The organism is Massilia sp. Soil_C_3, from assembly GCF_057657035.1.
In genome coordinates this window covers 17,912-40,231 of record NZ_JBDGJG010000002.1, presented here as the reverse complement: position 1 = coordinate 40,231, position 22,320 = coordinate 17,912, and the positions used below count along the sequence as shown (strand labels likewise).

The 22,320-nt window shown below is 67.6% G+C and carries 18 protein-coding genes; 4 read left to right on the top strand and 14 right to left on the bottom strand.

All coding sequences use genetic code 11. From position 1 onward, the window contains the following. Position 1: 1 nt before the first annotated feature. On the bottom strand, positions 2–472 hold the full coding sequence (locus AC3A6F_RS03095) for a chemotaxis protein CheW (protein WP_183407589.1): 471 nt from the start codon (positions 470–472) through the stop codon (positions 2–4). Positions 473–733: 261 nt separating this feature from the next. Here AC3A6F_RS03095 and AC3A6F_RS03090 point away from each other — a divergent pair, with 261 nt between their 5' ends. After that, positions 734–1,264 carry an N-acetyltransferase family protein gene (locus tag AC3A6F_RS03090; protein ID WP_487678512.1) on the top strand — a complete coding sequence of 177 codons (531 nt, stop codon included), beginning with the start codon at positions 734–736 and terminating at the stop codon, positions 1,262–1,264. A 125-nt stretch (positions 1,265–1,389) separates the two neighbouring features. Then, positions 1,390–3,987 (top strand): hybrid sensor histidine kinase/response regulator, encoded by a 2,598-nt coding sequence (locus tag AC3A6F_RS03085; protein ID WP_487678511.1) that lies wholly within the window; start codon positions 1,390–1,392, stop codon positions 3,985–3,987. Between the two features lie 14 nt (positions 3,988–4,001). Here AC3A6F_RS03085 and AC3A6F_RS03080 read toward each other — a convergent pair whose 3' ends face one another. Beyond that, a complete protein-coding gene (locus tag AC3A6F_RS03080; RefSeq protein ID WP_487678510.1) occupies positions 4,002–5,636 on the bottom strand; it encodes a M28 family peptidase in 1,635 nt (544 codons plus the stop codon). A gap of 95 nt (positions 5,637–5,731) precedes the next feature. Between AC3A6F_RS03080 and AC3A6F_RS03075 the strand changes: the two genes are divergently transcribed. Beyond that, entirely contained in the window at positions 5,732–6,130 is a 399-nt protein-coding gene (locus AC3A6F_RS03075) for a putative quinol monooxygenase (RefSeq protein WP_487678509.1), read from the top strand. A gap of 27 nt (positions 6,131–6,157) precedes the next feature. Here the strand turns inward: AC3A6F_RS03075 and AC3A6F_RS03070 are convergent, their stop codons facing one another. The 9 genes from AC3A6F_RS03070 to AC3A6F_RS03030 form a co-directional block, all read right to left on the bottom strand. Then, positions 6,158–6,430 (bottom strand): HigA family addiction module antitoxin, encoded by a 273-nt coding sequence (locus tag AC3A6F_RS03070; protein ID WP_487678508.1) that lies wholly within the window; start codon positions 6,428–6,430, stop codon positions 6,158–6,160. An 18-nt stretch (positions 6,431–6,448) separates the two neighbouring features. Continuing rightward, positions 6,449–6,727 (bottom strand): type II toxin-antitoxin system RelE/ParE family toxin, encoded by a 279-nt coding sequence (locus tag AC3A6F_RS03065; protein WP_184234910.1) that lies wholly within the window; start codon positions 6,725–6,727, stop codon positions 6,449–6,451. 121 nt (positions 6,728–6,848) lie between these two features. Further along, entirely contained in the window at positions 6,849–7,541 is a 693-nt protein-coding gene (gene kdpE / locus AC3A6F_RS03060) for a two-component system response regulator KdpE (protein ID WP_487678507.1), read from the bottom strand. After that, the gene (locus AC3A6F_RS03055; protein WP_487678506.1) at positions 7,534–10,242 is read right to left on the bottom strand and encodes a DUF4118 domain-containing protein; all 2,709 of its coding nucleotides are present in this window, start codon (positions 10,240–10,242) and stop codon (positions 7,534–7,536) included. Before AC3A6F_RS03055 ends, kdpE begins: the two co-directional genes overlap by 8 nt. 3 nt (positions 10,243–10,245) lie before the next feature. Then, positions 10,246–10,830 (bottom strand): potassium-transporting ATPase subunit KdpC, encoded by a 585-nt coding sequence (kdpC, locus tag AC3A6F_RS03050; RefSeq protein ID WP_487678505.1) that lies wholly within the window; start codon positions 10,828–10,830, stop codon positions 10,246–10,248. Between the two features lie 9 nt (positions 10,831–10,839). Then, positions 10,840–12,951 carry a potassium-transporting ATPase subunit KdpB gene (gene kdpB, locus AC3A6F_RS03045; protein WP_487678504.1) on the bottom strand — a complete coding sequence of 704 codons (2,112 nt, stop codon included), beginning with the start codon at positions 12,949–12,951 and terminating at the stop codon, positions 10,840–10,842. Between the two features lie 13 nt (positions 12,952–12,964). After that, positions 12,965–14,719, bottom strand: a complete 1,755-nt coding sequence (gene kdpA, locus AC3A6F_RS03040) for a potassium-transporting ATPase subunit KdpA (RefSeq protein ID WP_487678503.1) — start codon at positions 14,717–14,719, stop codon at positions 12,965–12,967. Beyond that, complete coding sequence (kdpF, locus tag AC3A6F_RS03035) at positions 14,719–14,808, bottom strand: K(+)-transporting ATPase subunit F (RefSeq protein ID WP_320473514.1); 90 nt, start codon at positions 14,806–14,808, stop codon at positions 14,719–14,721. The genes kdpA and kdpF overlap by 1 nt, the downstream gene beginning before the upstream one ends. Before the next feature lie 208 nt (positions 14,809–15,016). Then, a complete protein-coding gene (locus AC3A6F_RS03030; protein ID WP_487678502.1) occupies positions 15,017–15,781 on the bottom strand; it encodes a TorF family putative porin in 765 nt (254 codons plus the stop codon). A 213-nt stretch (positions 15,782–15,994) separates the two neighbouring features. On the opposite strand from AC3A6F_RS03030, the gene AC3A6F_RS03025 reads away from it, so the two are divergent. Beyond that, positions 15,995–18,373 (top strand): DUF4214 domain-containing protein, encoded by a 2,379-nt coding sequence (locus AC3A6F_RS03025; RefSeq protein WP_487678501.1) that lies wholly within the window; start codon positions 15,995–15,997, stop codon positions 18,371–18,373. 40 nt (positions 18,374–18,413) lie between these two features. Here the strand turns inward: AC3A6F_RS03025 and rfaD are convergent, their stop codons facing one another. Genes rfaD through AC3A6F_RS03010 form a run of 3 tightly spaced genes read right to left on the bottom strand, consistent with a single transcriptional unit; the run spans position 18,414 to position 22,140 of the window. Then, the gene (rfaD, locus tag AC3A6F_RS03020) at positions 18,414–19,424 is read right to left on the bottom strand and encodes an ADP-glyceromanno-heptose 6-epimerase (protein WP_487678979.1); all 1,011 of its coding nucleotides are present in this window, start codon (positions 19,422–19,424) and stop codon (positions 18,414–18,416) included. 28 nt (positions 19,425–19,452) lie between these two features. Further along, positions 19,453–20,475 carry a lipopolysaccharide heptosyltransferase II gene (gene waaF, locus AC3A6F_RS03015; protein ID WP_487678500.1) on the bottom strand — a complete coding sequence of 341 codons (1,023 nt, stop codon included), beginning with the start codon at positions 20,473–20,475 and terminating at the stop codon, positions 19,453–19,455. A 51-nt stretch (positions 20,476–20,526) separates the two neighbouring features. Next, positions 20,527–22,140: an ABC-F family ATP-binding cassette domain-containing protein gene (locus tag AC3A6F_RS03010; protein ID WP_487678499.1), complete on the bottom strand. Its 1,614-nt coding sequence runs from the start codon at positions 22,138–22,140 to the stop codon at positions 20,527–20,529. Between the last annotated feature and the right edge of the window lie 180 nt (positions 22,141–22,320).

Sequence of the window (22,320 nt, the reverse complement as noted above, 5' to 3'; positions counted from 1 at the left end):
CTCAAGCCGCGCGCGGCAGCGCCGCCACCAGTCCGAGTTCGTCGGACTGCATCAGTTTGTCGATATCGAGCAGGATCAGCATCCGCTCGTCCACGGTGCCCAGGCCGAGCAGGCAGTTGCCGTCCAGCGTGGCCTGCATCTCGGGGGCGGGCCGGACCTGGTCCGGGGTCAGGGTCACCACATCCGAGACGCTGTCGACCACCATGCCGATCACGTGATGCTCGATGTTCAGGATGATCACCACGGTGAAGGCGTCGTACACCGCCTCCCCGATGCCGAACTTCAGGCGCATGTCGACGATCGGAACGATGGCGCCGCGCAGGTTGATGATGCCCTTCAGGTAGTCCGGCGCGCTGGCCAGGCGGGTCGGGGCTTCGTAGCCGCGGATCTCCTGCACCTTCAGGATGCTGATCGCGTATTCTTCCTTTCCGAGGCGGAAAGACAGCACTTCGTTGTCGTTGCTCGTTTCCATATCGTCGTCCATGATCCGGTTGGCTGGTTTTACTGAATTTCCCAAGGGAAAAACGTTACCGCTTTCGCTTTCGGCTGTCGATGGACAAGTGTTAACAACTGTAAAATTTCGTCGACTTCCTGATTTAACTATGGTGTAGCTGCAACGGATTTGACCCGATCATACGAGATCCTCGGCCGGCGGCTGGCATACATTGTGCTTAGGAAATATCAACTTGCCGCGCCCGCAGCCGGCGCCCCGTCACCCCATCAGGAGCCCTTCATGATCATCCGCCGACTCGACCCGCGCGCCATCGCCGAATGCCGGCCGCAACTGGCCACGCTGTTGCTCGACGCCGTCGCCGATGGCCATTCGCTGGGCTTTCTCAACGGGCTCGACCAGGATCAGCTGGACGCCTACTGGCAGGGCGTGGCGGACGAAGTCGGCGCCGGGCGGCGCGTACTGCTGGCCGCCGAGCGCGATGGCCAGCTGGTCGGCAGCGCCCAGCTCGACCTGTGCCTGAAACCGAACGGGAACAACCGCGCCGAGGTGCAGAAGCTGCTGGTCCACTGCACCGAGCGCCGCCAGGGCATCGGCACCGCCCTGATGCAGGCGCTCGAAATCGAGGCGCTGGCGCTGCGCCGCGGCCTGCTGTTCCTCGACACGGCGGCCGGCTCCGAGGCCGAGCAGCTGTACCGCAAGAGCGGCTACCAGCGGGTCGGCGAACTGCCCGAATACGCCTGCACCCCGAACGGGCGCTGGCATGCGACGGCGATCTATTACAAGACGCTGTTTACCCGCAGCCGCCCCTGATTCGCGAGGGGCGCCGAGAATCCGTCTCCACCTGCCGTGGCGCCCGCCACACGCTACCGCGCAGCCGGGTGTGCATCGGCACGATTGCGCGTAGAATCGCCGGTTCAAACGTTCTGGAAAGCAATGTGACTGGCGCCTCCTCCACCATGACCCGCAGGCCGCTGCGGGCCTACCTGCTCTGGCTCGTCCTGGCGACCCTGTTGCCGGGCGTGGTCGGCGCATCGCTATTGTTCATCGACCAATACCGCAAGAGCCGCGCCCAATACGAACGCAACACCATGCAGACCGTGCGCGCGCTGGTGCACACGGTCGACAGCAAGCTGCTGCAGGCGCAGGCGATCGCCCAGACCCTGTCCACCTTCGATGCGCTGCAAAGCGCCGATTTCGAGCGCGCGCACCGCCAGGCGCGCCAAGCCCTGCAACTGGCCGGCCCTGACATGAGCGCGGTCCTGCGCGACCGCGGCGGACAGCAGATCTTCAACACCAGCCGCCCTTATGGCGCCAACCTCCCGATCGAGCCCACCGGGCAGCTGGAATCCGTATTCGCCAGCGGCAAACCCTCGGTGTCGAACGTCTTCACCAGCGCGGTGCTCAAGCGTCCCACGGTCAGCCTCGACGTCCCGGTGATGGTCGATGGCCGCGTCGCCTACGTGCTGAGCGTCGGCGTGCGGCCCGGCTACTTCGACGACATGCTCACGCCGAAGTCGGTGGCGGACGGTGCGCGCGCCTCGGTGGTCGACGCCGCCGGCATCATCTTCGCGCGCAACATCAGCCCCGAACTGTTCGTCGGCAAACGCGTCACCGATCCGCTGTACCGCGCCCTGCTGCGCGCGCGAGAGGGCATCGTGCCCTCGGTCTCGCAGGAAGGCACGACCCTGCTGACCTTCTATTCGCGCTCGCGCACCACCGGCTGGCACGTGGCGATCGGCGTGCCGCGCGCGAACCTGAACCAGACCCTGTTCGAGCCGCTGGCGGCCCTCCTGACCGGCGTCACCCTGCTGTTCGCGATCGGCCTGTGGCTGGCCTGGCAGATCGGCGGCCGGCTGGCCAGTTCGGTCCAGGGCCTGACGGCGCCGGCGGTGGCGCTGGGCAAGGGCGAGGATCCCCCGCGCTTCACCCAGACCTACGTCAGGGAGACCGCCGAAGTGGCCGAGGCGATCGGCGCCGCATCGCGCCTGCTGGGCGAGCGCGCCCAGGCGCTGGCGGTCAAGGAAGCCGAGCTGCGCGACGCGCACCGCATGGCGCGCTTCGGCACCTGGCATCTGACGCTGGCGACCGGCGCGGTCGAGACCTCCGAATCGGTGCCCTATATCTATGGGCGCGAACTGCCGGGCTACGCGCAGCAGCGCGGCACCGTGCTGCCCGATGAATCGTGGGAAAAGGTCGACGCCCTGCTGCGCGAACTGGCGCGCGACGGCGGCAATGGCCGCCTGCAGCTGCAGGTGCTGCACGGCGACGGCCACCGCATCTGGATCGACATGCACTGCGAAGCGGTGCACGATGCCGAGGGGCGGGTGACGGCGGTGCGCGGCACCATCCAGGACGTCACCGACCGCGTCAACGCCGAGGAAGGCTTGCGCGAAGCCGACCGCCGCAAGAACGAATTCCTGGCCATGCTGGCGCACGAGCTGCGCAATCCCCTGGCGCCGATCGCCTCCGGCGCTCAGCTGCTGGGCCAGGACAATCTCGATCCGGCGCGCACGCGCCAGATCAGCGCCATCATCGCGCGCCAGGCGCGCCACATGGCCGGCCTGGTCGACGACCTGCTGGACGTATCGCGCGTGACGCGCGGCCTGGTGGCCTTGTCCAAGGACCGCATCGACATCAACGAGGTGGTGCTGGAAGCGCTGGAACAGGTGGGCGAACCGCTGCGCCAGAAGCGCCACCACCTGCAGACCGGACTGCTCCCGGCCCCGGCCTGGGTGATGGGCGACCGCAAGCGCCTGGTGCAGGTGGTCGGCAACCTGCTGCACAACGCGGTCAAGTTTACCCCGGCTTCCGGCGAGGTGAAGGTCGCGCTCGAACTCGGCGAGAAAACCTTGCGCATCGTGGTGGCCGACAACGGCATCGGCATGCTGCCGCACGAACTGGAACGCGCCTTCGAGATGTTCGTACAGGGCGAACGTACGCCGGACCGCACCCAGGGCGGCCTGGGCATCGGGCTGGCGCTGGTACGCAGCCTGGTCCTGCTGCACGGCGGCAGCGTGGCGGTGGAGAGCCCCGGCCAGGGCCAGGGCAGCACCTTCACGGTGACCTTGCCGCGCTGCGCCGAACGCAGCGTGGGCGCGCCCGGCGCCGGGTTCGATACGGCGCCGGCGACAGCGGCGCGCGCCCTGAAGGTGATGGTGGTGGACGACAACATCGACGCGGCCCAGGTGCTGGCGATGTACGTCGGCGCCGCCGGCCATGAAGTCGCGGTCGAGCACGACCCGTTCGCGGCGCTGGCGCGCGCCGAGGCCTTCGTGCCCGACGCCTGCCTGCTCGACATCGGCCTGCCCGGCATGGACGGCCATGAACTGGCGCGCCGGCTGCGCGCACAACCGGCCACCGCCCGGGCGCTGCTGGTGGCGGTCACCGGCTACGGCCAGGCCCAGGACCGGGAGGCCAGCCGCAACGCCGGCTTCGACCACCACCTGGTCAAGCCGGTCGACATGGGCGAGCTGGAACGCATCCTGGCGGCGGCCGACGCCGCCAACGCCGCCAGCGGCGGCGCAGTGACCTAGATCAGCGCTTCACCTCAGCGCTTCACGCTGCCGAAGGCTTCGCCCTTCTTCCAGGTCGGCATGGCCGGCGCATTGGCGACGGCGTAGCCGAGGTTGAGCGTGAACTGGGCCTGCTGCACCATGCCCGACAGGTCCCATTCCGGACGGTATTCGTCGCTGACCTGGTGGTAGTGCTCCTTGAAGCCCTTGATGTTGGTGCTCGATTCGTGCTGGTGGTGCTCGAATTCGAAGTGGCCATCGCCCGAGAACACGGCCGAGCCGACGTTGAAGGCCGGGACGCCCGCCTTGGCGAAGGCGAAGTGGTCGGCGCGGAAGTAGGCGCCCGACAGGTCGGGAACGGCCGGCGCGATCTTCAGGCCCATCGATTTGGCCACCTGCTGCGAGGTCTCGTACAGCGAGCTGCGCTCGGCGCCGGCCACGCCGATGTCCCTGGTGCGGCCCACGAAATTCAGGCTATCCAGGTTCAGGTCGGCCGCGGTCTGCGCCAGCGGCCACACCGGCTTGGCGACGTAGGCGGCGGCGCCCAGCAGCCCCTGCTCTTCGGCCGCCGGCCACAGGAAGATCTGGGTGCGCTTGGCCGGCTTCTTGACGGCTTCGGCCGCCATCGCCAGCAGCGCGGCGGTGCCCGAGGCGTTGTCGATCGCGCCGTTGTAGATGCGGTCGGCCTTCGGGTCGTCGCCGGGCCTGGCGTCGATCACGCCCATGTGATCCCAGTGCGAGGAATAGACCACGGCCTGCTCCTTGAGCTTCGGGTCGCTGCCGGGCACGATGCCGACCACGTTGAACTGTTCGACCGGACGGATGGTCGAGCGCAGCGCGACCTTGCCTGCCACCTTCAGGTCGACCGGGCGGAAATCGCGCCGCTCGGCCTGGGCGCGCAGCTTGTCCAGGTCATGACCGCCGGCGGCGAACAGTTCGCGCGCGGTGTCTTCGTGCAGCCAGCCTTCCATCGGATTGCCGTTGCCCTTGAGGCCGAAGCGCTCGTTGCCGAAGCCATTGGCCGGCACGCTCCACGGGTACGAGGCGGACGGCGTGGTGTGGATCAGCAGCACGCCGGCGGCGCCACGGCGCGCGGCTTCCTCGAATTTATAGACCCAGCGGCCATACCAGGTGTAGGCCTTGCCGGCGAAGCGGTTCGGTTCCTCGGCGGTAGGCTGCGGATCGTCGACCATCATGACCAGGATCTTGCCCTTGGCGTCCAGTCCCTTGTAGTCGTCCCAGTTTTCTTCCGGCGCGGCGGCGCCGTAGCCGACGAAGACCAGTGGCGCATCGAAAGCCACGTTCGCCTTGCCGCTCCTGGTGCCCATCACGATGCCCTTGCCGAGTTCCGGCTTGATGGTCTTGCCGCCGGCAGTGAAGGTGGCGCTGCCCTCGACCAGCTTGCTGCCTTCGATCTCGACCTTCTGGCGATAGCCGCCGCCGGGAATCTGCTGCAGGCCGATCAGCGCGGCCTGGGTTTCGAGGTAGCGCACCGTCAGGTCGCCGCCACGCTGGCCGGTGCCGCGGCCTTCGAGCAGGTCGTCGGCCAGGAACGACAGGTGTGCGCGCAGCGCGGTTTCCGAGATGGCGGACGGCTGCTGGGCGTGCGCTGCCTGTGACAGGGTGAGGACGACGGCGCTGGCGGCCAGGGCAAGGGGATGAAGTCGCATCGATGTTCCGTGACGGTGTGGTGAAAAAGGCCATCTTAAACCAACACAGCCTTATACTGTCAGTCACGCAGGAATGACGCCCGAAGGGAGCAGGCATGCCCATATCACGACGCACCGCCATCGGCTTTCTTTCCGCCATGCCCCTGGCCGGCGCACATGCCGCCCCCACCACGACCACCACGGAGAAACCCCGGATGTACGGATTGATCGGAAAAATGCGCGCCCAAGCTGGCCAGCGCGACGCACTCATCGCCATCCTGCTGGACGGCACCACCAACATGCCCGGCTGCCTGGCCTACGTGATCGCAAAGGACGCGCAGGATGCCCACGCCATCTGGATCACCGAGACCTGGAAAGACCAGGCCAGCCATAAGGCCTCGCTGTCGCTGCCATCGGTGCAAGCCGCCATCGCAAAAGGCCGCCCCCTGATCGCCGGCTTCGGCGAGCGTTTTGAAACCGAACCAGTCGGCGGCCACGGCCTGTTGAAGGAGTAAGAATACCTACCGGGGCGCCAGAATTTTTCAGGCTGCAATGCGCTCGATATGTGGACGCTCGACCTTGCTGGCAACGTCAAGGTCATATTGCGCCTGCATGCCATACCACATTTCGGCGCTCGTTCCGAACGCTGCGCCAAGACGAAAGGCCATGTCCGGCGAAACTCCAGCCGAACCGCTCACGACGCGCTGGAGCGTGACACGACTCACACCCATCCTGGCTGCCGCCTCGGTCACGGTGACATCACCGAGGTACTCCCTGATCACCTCGCCGGGATGCGGCGGATTAAACATACGCATTTTTATCCTCCTTGATCCTTAATGATAGTCCTGGTAGTCAACCACAATCGCGTCCGTACCTTCGAACTTGAAGGTCATTCGCCAGTTACCGTTGACCTTGATTGCCCAATGGCCTTTCAGGCTCCCCTGTAGCGGGTGCAATGCCCACGCTGGCGCCCCCATGTCCTCGGGCTTCGTCGCATTGTGCAAGGCTGCAAGTTGCAATTGCAGCTTAATTGCATGCGCTGCCTGGATGCCGGCCTTACTCCCCGTTTCAAAGAAACGTTGCAGCCCCTTGTGCCTGAAATCCTTTATCATGAGCTTAATTGTATCTTGTATCGCCACTAGATACAATACGGTTTGAAGGCTTCACGCGTCCTTGGCATCGGCACACGACTCGACGTTGATTAAGATCAAGAAAATCACGACATCGATGCACCTAGCCGAGCCACAGCCGGTAACCAACGCCCGTCTCGGTCAGCAAATGTCGCGGTTGGGCAGGGTCGGCTTCGAGCTTGTGGCGCAGGTGGCCCATGTAGATGCGCAGGTAGTGGCCGCTCTCGGCGTGACCGGGCCCCCATACCGCGCGCAGCAGTTGGGGATTGGTCATCACCCGGCCGGCATTGGCGGCCAGCACCGACAGCAGGCGGTACTCGGTCGGCGTCAGGTGTACGTGCTCACCGTTGCGGGTGACCGCGCGCGCCTGCGGGTCGACGGTCACGTCACCGAAATGGACCGTGCCGTCGCCGCCCGCGCTGCCCTGGCGCTGGCGGCGCAAGGTCGCGCGCACGCGCGCCAGCAGTTCGCCGGTGCCGAAGGGCTTGGTCAGATAGTCGTCGGCGCCGGCGTCGAGCGCGCGGATCTTCTCTCCCTCGGCCACGCGCGCAGACAGCACGATGATCGGCACCGACGACCACTTGCGCACGTCCTGGATGAAGTCGATGCCGTCGCCGTCGGGCAGGCCCAGGTCGAGCACCACCAGGTCGGGGCGGCGCGTGCCGGCGTCGATCAGGCCGCGCCCCATGCTCACCGACTCGTGCACCTGCCAGCCTTCCTGCTCCAGGGCGGCGCGCACGAAGCGGCGGATGTGCGGTTCGTCCTCGACCAGCAAGGCGCAGGGGGCATCAGTCATCGTCTCTTTCCATCGAAGGCATGTCAAACGCGGGCGGCGTGCCGGCCGGCAGCGAGAACAGGAAGCCGGCGCCGCCCAGCGGCGAGTCGCAGGCCCGGATCGTGCCGCCGTGCGCCTCGACGATCGCGCGGCAAATCGCCAGGCCAAGGCCCACGCCGGGCAAGGCCGATTCGCGTTCGCCGCGCGTGAATTTCTCGAAGATCGCTTCTTCGCTGCCGGGGCGCAGGCCAGGACCGTCGTCGTAGACCGTGACGTCGATCCAGGCGCCGCGCCGGCTGGCCGCGATCTCGATGCGCGCGCCGCCCGGCGTGTATTTTGCGGCATTCTCGACCAGGTTGCACAGCACCCGCTCGATCAGCACCGCGTCGAAGCGGACCAGGGGCAGATCTTGCTGCAGTCGCACCGCGACCGTGTGATTGCGCAAGGCGGCGCCGCAGGCGCGCAGCGCGCTGCCGACCACCTCTTCCAGCGCCTGCCATTCCAGGTTGAAGCGCACTTCCCCGCTCTCGATGCGCGCCATGTCGAGCAGGTTGGCAACCAGGGTGCCCATGCGCACCGCCTCGTCGTGCAGCGATTGCGCCAGCGCCCGTGGCGACTCTGGCAAGTCCTCGCCCCGCAGCAGCGATTCCGACAGGCCGACCAGGGCCGTCAACGGCGTGCGCAGGTCGTGCGACAGCGCCGCCAGCAGCGAATTGCGCAGGCGCTCGGATTCCATGTTCACCAGCGCGGCCTGGGCCACCTCCACGTAGTGCACGCGCTCGAGCGCGATCGCGGCCAGCGCCGCCAGCGCATCGAGCTGGCGGCGCTGCTCGGGCGCCAGCACCCAGCGTCCGCCTTCCGGCGCGATCGCCAGCACGCCGCGGGTGCCCATCGGCGCCACCAGCGGCAGGTAGAACAAGGGGCTGGCCGGCAAGGTGTCGGTGCCGAGACCGCCCGACTGCGCATGGTCGAAGGCCCACTGCGCCACGCCCGGATCGACGTTGGCTGGCAGCGGTGCGGCTGGCCCGCCATCGTCCGCCGGCGGCATGCCGAGCCGACCTTCCGCATCCGGCAGCAGCAGGGTGGCCTGGGCGCCGAAGGCGTTCTGGATCACGGCGCGGCCCGATTCGAACACCTGCGAGGCCGCCAGCACGCCTGACAGTTCGCGCGCGAACTCGTACAGCGCGCGCACCCGCCGTTCGCGCTCGCTGGCGGCGCGCGCCTGGAAGCGCAGGCCGGCAGCCAGGTGGCCGCTGATCAGGCCCACCGCCAGCATCACGCCGAAGGTGACCAGGTACTGGACGTCGGTGACGGCGAAATCGAAGCGCGGCGGCACGAAGAAGAAGTCGAAGGCGGCCACGCCGACGCAGGTGGCGGTGACCGACGGCGCGCGCCCGAAGCGGATCGCCGTCAACAGCACCACCAGCAGGAACAGCATGACGATATTGACCGGGTCGAGCCAGGGCCGCAGTGGGGTGGCCAGGATCGCCGTCAGGATGCTGGCGCCGGCCGCAAGAAAGTGGGGAAACAACGGCGGGCGTGGCCGCACGGCTGCATCCTGCGTAGCCACAGGCGTCGGCGCTGGCGGCACCGCCGGCTGGCCGATCTCGATCAGGTCGATGCCGGGCGCCTTGCGCGCCAGGCGCCGTGCCGTACGCGCGCGCCACGGCGACCCGGCACGGCCCAGCGCGATGCGCGACAGGTTGTGGTCGCGCGCATACTCGAGCGTGATGACCGCGACGTCGTCACCCGACAGCACCGCCGTCGTGGCGCCCAGGCTGTCGGCCAGCGCGAGCGTGTCGAGCACGCCCTGGCGCGCCGCATCCGGCATCCTGGCCAGGCGCGGCGTTTCCACATACACCGCATGCCAGCCGGCGCCGAGCTGGGACGCCATGCGCGCGCCGCTCCTCACCACATGCTCGGCAAGCGGTCCCGGGCCGACGCACACCAGAAGGCCGGCGCCAGTCTTCCAGATCGCGTCGATCGACTGCTGCTCGCGCCAGGCGCGCACGTCGCCCTCGACCCGGTCGGCCGTGCGGCGCAGCGCCAGTTCGCGCAGCGCGATCAGGTTGCCCTTCCTGAAAAAATTGCCGGCCGCGCGTTCGGCCTGCTGCGGCTGGTAGACCTTGCCCTCCTTCAGGCGCGCCAGCAGCGCGTCGGCCGGCAGGTCGACCATGATCACCTCGTCGGCCGCGTCGAACACCCGGTCCGGCACCGTCTCGGCGACGCGGATGCCGGCAATGCCGCCGACCACGTCGTTCAGGCTTTCCAGGTGCTGGACGTTGACCGTGGTGAGCACGTCGATGCCGGCATCGAGCAGTTCCTCGACGTCTTGCCAGCGCTTGGGATGGCGCGAGCCGGCCGCGTTGGAATGCGCCAGCTCGTCGACCAGGATGATGGCGGGTGCGCGTTCGATCGCGGCGTCGAGGTCGAATTCATCGAGCTGCCGGCCGCGGTAGTCGATGCGGCGCCGCGGCAGCAGTTCGAGGCCGGCGAGCAGGCGCGCCGTCTCCACGCGGCCGTGGGTCTCGATCACGCCGACCAGCGGCGCCTTGCCTTCCGCCTGCAGTTTTCTCGCTTCCTGCAGCATGGCGTAGGTCTTGCCGACGCCGGCCGAGGCGCCGAAATAGATGCAGAGGCGCCCGCGCGCGGCGCGCCGCTCGTCCTCGCGCATCTGGGCGAGCAAGGCGTCGGGATCGGGTCGCTGTTGGTCGTGCGGCATGGTTCAGCGAGTATGCCCGCTTTCGGCGTCCAAGGCCATGTTCAGGGCCAGCACGTTCACGCGCGCCTGGCCGAACAAGCCCAGGAAAGGACGCTCGCTGTGCTCCTCGACCAGGGCGCCGACCCGCTGCGCCGGCAGCTGGCGCGCACGCGCCACCCGCGCCGCCTGATAGCGCGCCGCGGCCACGCTGATCTCGGGATCGAGGCCGCTGGCCGAGCTGGTGACCAGGTCGACCGGCACCGGCGCCGTGTTGCCCGCATCAAGCGCGCGCAGCGCCGCCATGCGGCCCTTGACGGCTTCTTGCAGGGCCGGATTGAGCGGCCCCTGGTTGGAGCCGCCGGAGCCACCGCCGTTATTGGCCATCGGCGCGGTGGCCGAAGGACGGCCCCAGAAGTAGCCGGGGGCGCTGAACGACTGGCCGATCAGGCGCGAGCCGACCACCTGGCCGTCCTTCTCGACCAGGCTGCCATTGGCCTGGGCCGGAAACGCGGCCTGGGCCACGCCGGTGACCAGCAGCGGATACAGCACGCCGCAGGCCAGGGTGAGCGCCGCGAACAGCACCAGCGCGGGGCGAAGAATCGATTGCATGACAACTCCTTACGTCAGGTTGAAGGCGGCGAGCGCCAGGTCGATCAGCTTGATGCCGGCGAACGGCAGCAGCAGGCCGCCCAGGCCATACACCAGCATGTTCCGGCGCAGCAGCGCGGCCGCGCCGATCGCGCGGTAGCGCACACCGCGCAGCGCCAGCGGAATCAGGAACACGATGATCAGGGCATTGAAGATCACGGCCGACATGATGGCCGAAGCCGGGCTGGCCAGCCCCATGACGTTCAGCGCGCCCAGGCTCGGATAGGTGGCCACGAACATGGCCGGCACGATCGCGAAATACTTGGCGATGTCGTTCGAGATCGAGAACGTGGTGAGCGCGCCGCGCGTCATCAGCATCTGCTTGCCGATCTCGACGATCTCGAGCAGCTTGGTCGGGTTCGAATCCAGGTCGACCATATTGCCGGCCTCCTTCGCCGCCTGGGTGCCCGAGTTCATCGCCACCGCCACGTCGGCCTGGGCCAGCGCCGGGGCGTCGTTGGTGCCGTCGCCCGTCATCGCCACCAGTTTTCCTTCCGCCTGGTAGCGCCGGATCAGGGCCAGTTTCTCTTCGGGCGTGGCTTCGGCGATGAAGTCGTCGACACCCGCCTCGGCTGCGATGGCCGCCGCCGTCAGTTTATTGTCGCCGGTGACCATCACGGTCTTGACGCCCATGCGGCGCAGCTCGGCGAAGCGCTCGCGGATGCCGCCCTTGACCACGTCCTTGAGTTCGACCACGCCCATCACGCGCGCGCCGTCGGCCACCACCAGCGGCGTGCTGCCGCGGCGCGAGGCCTCGTCGACGCTGCGCTCGACGTCGCCGGGCCAGGCGGCGCCCATGACCTCCATGTGACGACGAATGGCCGAGGCGGCGCCCTTGCGGATCTGGCGCGGGTTGCCGCCCTCCCCCAGGTCGACGCCGCTCATGCGGGTCTGCGCCGTGAACGGCACGAACACCGCGCCCATCGCCTCCATCGCCCGCTCGCGGATATTGAAGCGGTTCTTGGCCAGCACCACGATGCTGCGGCCTTCCGGCGTCTCGTCGGCCAGCGAGGCCAGTTGCGCCACATCGGCCAGTTCCTCCTCGGTCACGCCCGGCGCCGGCAGGAAGGCGGCAGCCTGACGGTTGCCGAAGGTGATGGTGCCGGTCTTGTCGAGCAGGAGCACGTCGACGTCGCCCGCCGCTTCCACCGCGCGGCCCGAGGTCGCGATCACATTGGCCTGCAACATGCGGCTCATGCCGGCCACGCCGATGGCCGACAGCAAACCGCCGATGGTGGTCGGGATCAGGCATACCAGCAGCGCCACCAGCGCGGTGATGGTCACCGCCTGACCGCTGCCCTGCGCCTGCACTGCGAAGATCGAGAACGGCAGCAGGGTCACGGTCACCACCAGGAACACGATCGTCAAGGCCACCAGCAGGATCGTCAGGGCGATCTCGTTCGGCGTCTTCTTGCGCGCCGCGCCTTCGACCATGCCGATCATGCGGTCGAGGAAGGTCTCGCCCGGGTTGGCCGAGACGCGCACCACCAGCCAGTCGGACAGCACGCGGGTGCCGCCGGTGACGGCGCAGAAGTCGCCGCCCGATTCGCGGATCACGGGCGCCGACTCGCCGGTGATGGCGCTCTCGTCGACCGAGGCCACGCCATCGACCACTTCGCCGTCCACCGGGATCACATCGCCCGCCTCGACCAGGAAGAACATCTCCTTGCGCAGCTCGCTGGAGGCGCAGGCATGCCACGGCGCGCCATGTTTGGGATCGGCCAGCTTCTTGGCCGTCACGGTCTGGCGCAGGCTGCGCAGCGAGGCGGCTTGCGCCTTGCTGCGGCCTTCGGCCAGCGCTTCGGCGAAGTTCGCGAACAGCACCGTGAACCACAGCCAGACGGCGGTGGCCAGGATAAAGCCGGCAGGCGCTTCGCCCTGCCCGGCCAGCGCCTGCAACCAGAGCAGGGTCGTGATGATGCTGCCGATGTAGACCACGAACATCACCGGGCTGCGCAACTGGGTGCGCGGGTGGAGCTTGCGCAGCGCGTCGACCATTGCCGGCCACACCAGCGTGGAATCGAACAGGCTCAGCGAGCCACGTGGCGCCTGGGTGGGGTTTTGGGATATCGAATTTTCCATCGAGTTTTCCATGTCATTCTCCGAACAGCTGGAGGTGCTCGACCACCGGTCCGAGCGCCAGGGCCGGGACGTAGTTGAGGACACCGACCAGCACGACGACAGCGGACAGCATGCCGACGAACATGAGGCCGTGGGTAGGCAGGGTGCCGGGGGTGGCGGGCAGGCGCTGGCGTGCGGCCAGCGAACCGGCGATCGCCAGCACCGGCACGATCACCGCGAAGCGTCCGAACCACATCGCCACGCCCAGCAGCGTGTTGTAGAAAGGCGTGTTGGCGGACAGGCCCGCAAACGCGCTGCCATTGTTGTTGGCGGCGGACGTGAGCGCATAGAGGATCTCCGAGAAGCCGTGCGCGCCCGGATTGGCCACACCGACCGTGCCCGATGCCGACGTCACCGCCAGCGCGGTGCCCAGCAAGACCAGGCAGGGCGTGACCAGGATGACCAGCGCGGCCATCTTCATCTCGTAGGCCTGGATCTTCTTGCCCAGGTATTCCGGCGTGCGGCCGATCATCAGGCCGGCGATGAACACCGCCAGGATCGCGAACACCAGCATGCCGTACAGGCCCGAACCGACGCCGCCGAAGATCACCTCGCCGAACTGCATCAGCACCATCGGCACCATGCCGCCCAGTGGCATGAAGGAGTCGTGCATGGCGTTGACCGCGCCGCACGATGCGGCCGTGGTCACCACCGCGAACAGGCTCGAGGCGGCGATGCCGAAGCGGGTCTCCTTGCCTTCCATATTGCCGCCCGCCTGCAGGCTGCTGGCGACCTGGTCGACACCCAGCGGAGTCAATAGCGGATTGGCCTGCTGCTCGGCGGCGCCGGCGGCAATGGCGGCGATGACGAACAACAGCGTCATCGTCCCCAGCACGGCCCAGCCCTGGCGGATGTCGCCCACCATGTGGCCGAAGGCGAAGCACAGGGCCGTCGGGATCAGCAGGATGGCGATCATCTGCGCGAAGTTGGTGAGCGCATTCGGGTTCTCGAACGGGTGCGCGGAATTGGCGTTGAAGTAGCCGCCGCCGTTCGTGCCCAGCATCTTGATCGCTTCCTGCGAAGCGACGGGGCCCATCGGGATGACCTGGGTATCGGCACGCGCCTCGGTCGCCTCGACCGTATAGGTCACCGGCTCGAGCAGGCGCGCATCGACGTGGGCGGACAGGTTTTGCACCACGCCCTGCCCGGCCAGGAACACGGCCAGGATCACCGACAGCGGCAGCAGCACGTACAGGGTCGAGCGGGTCAGGTCGACCCAGAAGTTGCCGATCGCGCTGCTCGATCGCGCGGCGAAGCCACGTATCAGCGCGAACACGACGGCGATGCCGGTGGCGGCCGAGAAGAAGTTCTGGCCGGCCAGGCCCACCATCTGGGTCAGGAGGCTCATGGTCTGCTCGCCGCTATAACCCTGCCAGTTGGTATTGGCGACGAAGCTGATGGCGGTGTTGAAGCTGGAGTCCGGGCTGACGTTGGCCATGCCCTCGGGATTGAGCGGCAGCCAGGCCTGCACGCGCTGCAGGCCGTAGACGAAGATCGCGCCGACGGCGTTGAAGGCGATCAGCGCCAGCGCGTAGGCCTTCCAGTCCTGGGCGGCGCTGGCGGCCGGGCCGGCCACGCGGTACAGGGCGCGCTCGATGCCGGCGGCCCAGCCCAGGCCGGGCACCGTGCCCTCCGCGGCGACGCGCGCGATGAAACGGCCGAGCGGCCAGGCGAGCAGGAGCAGCACCAGCAGGAAGGCAGCAAGGAGGACGACGAATTCGGTGGTCATCACAAGTCCTCCGGCTTGAACAGGGCCACCAGCAGGTAGACCAGCAGCGCGGCGGCGGCCAGGCCGCCGATCACGTAGGAGAGATTCATGGCTTGCCTCCCGCTTGTGCGCAACCGGCCACCAGCAGGCAGGTCAGGCGGACGAAGATCAGGAGCGCGCCGAGGTAGATGAGGTCCATGGACGTTCGCTTTCAGCGTTGTTGTTGTATGGTCGAGCGTAGTGGCGCCGCCCTAAAAACGGGATAAAAAGACGGCGGCGCCGTGTAAACGAGATGTAAACGCGATGTAGAACGGGCCGTCAGAAGGTGCGGCTGACGGTCAGTTGCAGGGCGTCGCGACCGGTGAACTTGCCGTTGACCGGCGAGGCATAGGCCGACTTGCTCGCATTGGTGCCGATGTAGGCGGCGCTGACGGTGGCCCAATCGAACGAGCGGCTCACGCCGATCTTCCAGTCGGTATAGTCGGAAGCCGGGTTGTTCTTCACTTCCTGGCGCCCGGCGTGCAGCTGCAGGGTGAAGCCGTTGCCGACGTCGAGATTGGCGCCGACGTCCAGATAGCCGCTGTTCTCGCTGTCGACGAAGCCGAACAGGTTGGTCGTCGCGTGCGAATACTTCAGGTAGGCCGGGCCATAGCCCAACTGGGCATAGACTTCGGTGGTGTGGGCATTGACCCAGCCCGGGAGCCGGCCCATGCCGTTGTCCGGATAAAAATAGCGCAGCACGCCGACGTCGTACGACAGTCCGGCCGAGAGCTCGCCGCGCTTGCCGCCATAGACGTCGATCTCAACGTCACCGTCGCCGCCTGCGTCCTCGACCCACTTGATGGTCGAGGCCCAGGCGCCGGCATACCAGCCGGACGCATGGACGTAGTCGACGCCGCCCTGCAGCGCCGGGCGCAGGCGGGTCTGGGAGATGGCGCGGTAGCGGTAGTCGGAGGTGACGGCGGCATTCCAGCTAATGGTGGATGCCGCAGCCGCGTCCTGGATTGCTTCGGTGGCCTGGGCCTGGGCGGCGCCGCCCGCCAGCGCCAGGACGGCGGCCAGCGCTTGAATCGATGCTTTCATGTTTCCCTGCTCATGGTTGATGGAACCCGTGCAGGTTAGCGGCCAGGGCGTAAAAACCGGATATAAAGGCCGGCACCGGATATCAACGCGCCGTAAACGCCCTCCTTGCTAGCCGCTGGTCAAGACATTTCATGCATCTCACATGAAATTTCAGGTAGGCAATTTCCATGGCTTGTTCGATAATTCCTGCTTACTCTCCATCGACACTCACGCATGACGCAACGTATCCTTCGCACGACCCTCGCCCTCGCGTTCCTCGCCCTTACTGGCTGTGGAGGCCAGGCCGACGCCCCCGCCCTCCAGACCATGTCCGGCGCCGCCGAATCGGTCGCGCCTTCGCAGTTGAGGCTGGGCACACCGCTCACCAACGAACAGGCGCGGGCGGCGCAAGGCTACCGGCCCGGCGTCGTCCACGAACGCCAGGAGGCCGCGCGAGTACTGGCCGAAGGTACTCCGCTGGTCATCGATACCCGTGACCGCGAACAGGTTCGCCTCGTCTTCAACAATATCTACCGGGAGCCGGCGCCGGCCATTGCCTGGACCGGCAGCCACGCCGCCGGCATTCCCGGCACGACCAGTCCGGCGTTCAAGGCTGCCGTCATCCAGCGCGTGAACTGGTTCCGCGCGATGGCGGGACTGCGGGCGACGGTACGGCTGTCGGACGCATACAGCGCCAAGGCGCAACACGCCGCGCTCATGATGAGCGTCGCCGGTCAACTCTCGCATACGCCTCCCCCCAGCTGGAAGTTCTACACGCCGGAAGGCGCCCAGGCGGCCAACGCTTCCAACCTGGCGCTCGGCATCCACGGGCCGGACACGGTCGATGGATACATCCAGGATGACGGCGACAATAATGCCTCGGTCGGCCACCGCCGCTGGATTTTCCACCCGAACACCCTTGTCATGGGCACCGGCGACGTCCCGTCGGGCGCCATCGACGGCCGGCAGGTCGCCGCGTCGAACGCGCTGTGGGTGACCGATACCGATTACTGGGGCCCGCGCACCCCGGTGCGCGACGACTTCGTCGCCTGGCCGTCGAGCGGCTACGTGCCTTATTCCACCGTATACGAACGCTGGTCGCTGTCCTATCCGAATGCCGACTTCAGCCAGGCAAAGATATCGATCACGCGTGACGGCATCCCGGTCGGCCTCGCCATCGAGACGATCATTCCGGATGTCGGCGAAAACACGATCGTCTGGAAGATGCCGGTAATCGACGGCACCCGCAAGCACCCGCGCCCGACGGCCGACGTGCGTTACCGGGTCAGCATTTCCAACGTCCTGGTAGCGCAGCGCGCGCGCAGCTTCGACTACGAGGTGACGGTATTCGATCCGGCCATCGCTACGCCCGGCAGGGAACTGCCAGTGGCGTCCGCGCCGGCGCTGGTCCGGGCCGGACAGCCCTATACGGCGCGGGTCGATGCGCTGCCTGGCGCAAGCGCCTACAGCCTGACCGAGTACCTGCGCACGCCACTCGCGGCGACGCGGGCAGCGCCGATCGACGCTGGCACCTGGACCACCGCTAACGGCGGGCACCAGGCCATCATCGACGGCGGCGCGCTGCGCTTCTACGTCGATGGCAACTGGGAGCCCCAGAGCGCCACGCTGAACAAGACGCTGTACGTCGCCTCCAGCGCCGCCAAGGTCCTGGTCACCAGGTCCATGGGACTGGCGACGAAGGATCAGGCGTTCCGGGTGCAGGCCTCGAGCGACGACGGCGCGAACTGGCGCGACCTCTACCGCGAGACCGGCCGCGATGTGCGCGGCCCCCTGACGGGCAAGTTGTCTGTAGCGCTCGGCGACTATTCCGGAAAGATCGTCAAGCTGCGCCTCGTCGCCGATGCGTCCGGGCCGGCCTACGTCGGCGCCGACACCGGCTGGACCGTCAGCGAAGTCGGCTTCGAAGGCGTGGATGAACTTGGACAGGGTCGCGAGCTGCGCAGCGCCAGCGGCGAGTTCACGCTGACGGCTACCCGCGCCGGCAACTACCTGCTGCTGCCGCGCGCCGAGCTGCACGGCCTGTACGACACCGATGCAGGCAAGCCGGTCTTCGTCAACGTGGACGGCGCCGTCCTGAGCGGCCCACGCGCGGCCTATACGATCACGCGTCCGGGCGGCCTGCTCACCATCGTCGACAACTCGGGACGCGACGGCACCCAGACCGTGCGCGAACCGTTCCGCCTAGACTTCACCGACGTGACGCTGGCGTTCGACGTGGACGGCAACGCCGGCCAGACCTATCGCCTGTATCGCGCCGCCTTCAACCGCACGCCGGACACCGGCGGGATCGCCTACTGGATCCGTTCGATGGATGGCGGCCTGACGCTGGAAAACATGGCCCGCGATTTCTCGCGCTCGGACGAATTCATCACTCTGTACGGCGCGGCGCCCACGCATTCCCAGATCATCACCGCGATCTACCGCAACGTGCTGCAACGCCCGCCGGATGAAGCCGGCGCGGCCTACTGGCTGCAGCATCTGGGCAATGGCATGTCGATCGAGCGCCTGCTGGTCGAGTTCAGCGAAAGCCCCGAGAACAAGAAGCAGGTGGAAGCCGAGATCGCGCTCGGGATCGCGTACCCGCGCCAATGACACTGGCAGGCGGCAGCCGGGCGCTGCCGCCGACAGGGGATCAGCGCGCCGGCTGGGCGCGCAGCCAGTCCATATACTTCGCCACGCCGCTGGCCACGTCGGTGAACGGTTCGACGTAGCCGGCCGCGCGCAGCGCCGAGATGTCGGCCTGGGTGAAGCTCTGGTACTTGCCTTTCAGCTTGTCGGGGAACGGCAGGTATTCCAGCAGGCCGCCATCGATGATCTGCTGCAGCGACAGCGCCGGCTTGCCTTCGTTGGCCAGCGCGTTGACGGTGGCGACGGCCAGGTCGTTGAACGGCTGGGCGCGGCCGGTGCCGAGGTTGAAGATGCCGCGCTTGTCTGGGTGATCGAGGAAGAACAGGTTGACCTTGACCACGTCTTCCACGTAGATGAAGTCGCGCATCTGGGCGCCGGCCTCGTAGCCTTCGTTGGCGCCGAACAGCCTGACCTTGCCGTCCTTGAGGAACTGGTGGTACTGGTGGAACGGCACCGAGGCCATCGTGCCCTTGTGCCCTTCGAGCGGACCGTAGACGTTGAAATAGCGCAGGCCAACCACCTGGCTGCCGGCGTCCTGGCCCTTGGCCTGCCAGTAGCGGCGCAGGTACTGGTCGAACAGGAATTTCGAGTAGCCGTAGACGTTGAGCGGGCGTTCGAGCGGACGCTCTTCGCGGAACACGGTGCCGGCGCCGTAGACGGCGGCCGACGAGGCATAGATGAAGGGAATGCCCTGGCGCTGGCAGAATTCGAACAGGGCGACCGTGTAGTCGTAGTTGTTCTTCATCATGTAGCGGCCGTCGGTCTCCATCGTGTTGGAGCAGGCGCCCTGGTGCAGCACGGCGGTGAACTTGTTGTCGAATTCGCCCGCCTTCAGGCGCACCAGAAAATCTTCTTTGTCGGCATAGTCGGCGATCTCGGCGTCGACGATGTTGTGGAACTTCTCGGGACGCGACATATTGTCGACGGCGAAGACGCTGAACGGCTCGCGCTGCGACAGCGCGTGCACGAGGTTCGCGCCGATGAAGCCTGCTGCGCCGGTAACCAGAATCATAATTAAGTCCTCTTCAATTGAGCCCGCGCCCTCAGGCGCCGGCAAGCATGGGTTGCAAGGGCTGCCACACGTCAGCCGGAAGAATCTGCTTCATGCAGTTCTGGTGTCCCAGCGGGCATTCGCGCTGCTGGCACGGCGAGCATTCGATGTGCAGCCACAGGATCTGCGCCAGTTGCGACAGCGGCGGCGTGTGGCGCGGGTCGGTCGGTCCATAGATCGCCACCACCGGCCGCCCCAGGGCGGCGCCGATGTGCATCAGGCCCGAATCGTTGGTAACCACGGCGGCGGCGCGCGCGATCAGTGCGATCGCTTCGGAGAGCGACGTCGAGCCGGCCAGGTTGTGCGCCTGCGGTACGGTGGCCGTGATCTCGTCGCACACCGCGCGGTCCTTGGGAGAGCCGAGCAGCAGGATCTGCGCGTCCGGCCGATTGGCCAGGATGGTCCGGGCCAGCTCGGCGAAATACGACGATGGCCAGCGCTTGGCCGGACCGAATTCGGCGCCCGGCGCGAAGGCAACCAGGACGCCGTCCGGCAGCTGCAGGCGCGCGATCGCGGCCTCGGCCTCGCCCGCGGCGACCGTCATGACCGGTTCCGGCAAGCGTTCCGGGCGCGGCAAGTGCCGCACCGGCGCGTTGGCCAGCGCCTGGTAGAACTGGGCCATCGGGCGTGGCGCCGCCTTGTCGTCGTGGTGCATCACGTTGACCAGGCCATAGCGCATCTCGCCCTTGTAGCCGACCCGTTTCGGAATCCCGGCCAGCCAGGGGATGAGCGCGAACTTCAGCGTGTTCGGTAGCACGTAGGAGTCGGCATAGCCGCGCGCCTTGAGCATCTTCGCGAAGGCCTTGCGCTCCTTCCACTGCAGCGCACCGTGCTTGAACGGCGACTCGATCACAGTGTCGACTTCCGCCATCGCGCGCCAGACCGGCGCCACCCAGGTCGGGGCCAGCACGTCGATCGGCCGCCCCGGCGCAAGCTCCTTGAGCCGGCGCAGCAGCGGCTGGGCCATCACGGCGTCGCCGATCCAGTTCGGGGAAATCACAAGGGTGCGCAACATGGTGTTCTTCAGGTGGTGTGCCAACCCACGATTATAGCAATCACGGCCGATTCAGCATTCCTCGAGGCGCCAGCCGGTGTCCAGCGCGGCCAGGCGGTGGGTCAGCCCGATGCGATCCAGGAATACCCGGTCGTGCGACACCACCACCAGCGCCCCGCGATAATCGCCCAGCATCGCCTCCAGCGCCGCCAGCGAGGCCAGGTCGAGGTGGTTGCCCGGCTCATCCAGCAATAGCAGCGCCGGCGGCGTGTCGGCATACAGCGCGCAGGCCAGGGCCGCCTTCAGGCGCTCGCCGCCGCTCAGCAGGCCGGCCGGCTGGGCGATCGTGCGCGCGTCCAGGCCCAGCTGGACCAGCCAGGTGCGCAGCATGTCCTGCCCGGCGCTGCGGTTCACGTCCAGCAGCTGGTCGAGGGTCGGGCGGCGCGGATCGAGGCTGCCCAGCTGCTGGTCCAGGTAGGCCACCTGCGCCGGCAGGCTGCGCTCGCCCGCGACCGGATCGAGCCGTCCTGCCAGCACCTTGAGCAAGGTCGACTTGCCGCTGCCGTTCGGGCCGACCAGGCCCACCCGCTGGCGGCCCGTCAGGATCAAATCGATGCGGGCCAAAGGCGGCGCGACCCAGGGCAGGACGACCGCCTCGAGCTGCGCAACACGGCGCTGAGCCGCACCTTCGACGCCGGCAGCGTGGATGCGCACGGCGGCGTCGCCCACGACCCGCTGCGCGGCATCGCGCATGCGCTCGATCTGCCCGGCGCGCGCGGTATCGTGCTGCTGGCGCAAGCGACCGGCGCTGCCTTCGCTGCGGTCCTTGCCGCGACCGAGCAGGATGGCGGCCTGGTTGGCCTCTTTCGCATCGCGGTTGCCGCGCGCCTGGCGCCGCTCCTGGCGTTCGCGCTGCGTGCGCCGCGCCTCGTCGTCGCGCCTGAGCTCCCGGCGCGCGTGCTCGAGCGCGCCCTGCGCCGCCGCTTGCTCCTGCCGGCGCGCCTCCTCATAGAACGCGTAATCTCCACCATAGCTGCGCAGGCCGTCGCCGGAGAGCTCGACGATGCGCTCCATGGCGCCCAGCAGTTCGCGGTCGTGGCTGATCACCAGCAGGCCTTTCGGCCAGGCCTGCAATTGGCGCAGCAAGGCCTCGCGGCTGGCGCCATCGAGATGGTTGCTCGGCTCGTCGAGGATCAAAAAATCCGGATCGAACAGGGTGGCGCCGATCAGCGCCACCCGCATCGACTCGCCGCCGCTGAGCGCGGCCACCGGCGTGTCGAGGTCGACGTGCGGCAAGCCATGCGCCTGGCAGGCCTGGCGCAGGCGGGCGGCGATGTCCCAGTGCTCGCCCACGGCATCGAAATCGCGCGGATCGACGCTGCCGGCCTCGATGCGCGCGAGGGCGGTGACGATCGCTTCGATGCCGGCCAGCCCGGCCACTGAGTCCGCCCCGCCGCTGCCGGCCTGCTGCGACAGATAGGACACGCGCCCGCTAAGGAGGCACTGGCCGGACGTGGGCGCCAGCTCGCCGGCCAGCAGGCGCGCCAGCATCGACTTGCCCACGCCATTGCGTCCCACCAGGCCGGTGCGGCGCAGGTCGAATTGATGATGCAGGTTTGAAAACAGGACTCTGCCGTCGGGCAGATACAGGGAAACGCCGTCGAGCGCTAGAATGGTATGCGTCATATATGCAAGACTCCAAGGATGCCTGGACACTTCCACAGCCTGGCTGGGAAGACCGAAAAAATGGCATCGATGAGGTATTACACGTGCGCGCTCCCTAGGATTGACGACCAATAGTAGCAGGATTGGTACGGCAGGACAAATTGACCACCCGTGCGCGCCGCCGCGCCAGCAGGACTATAA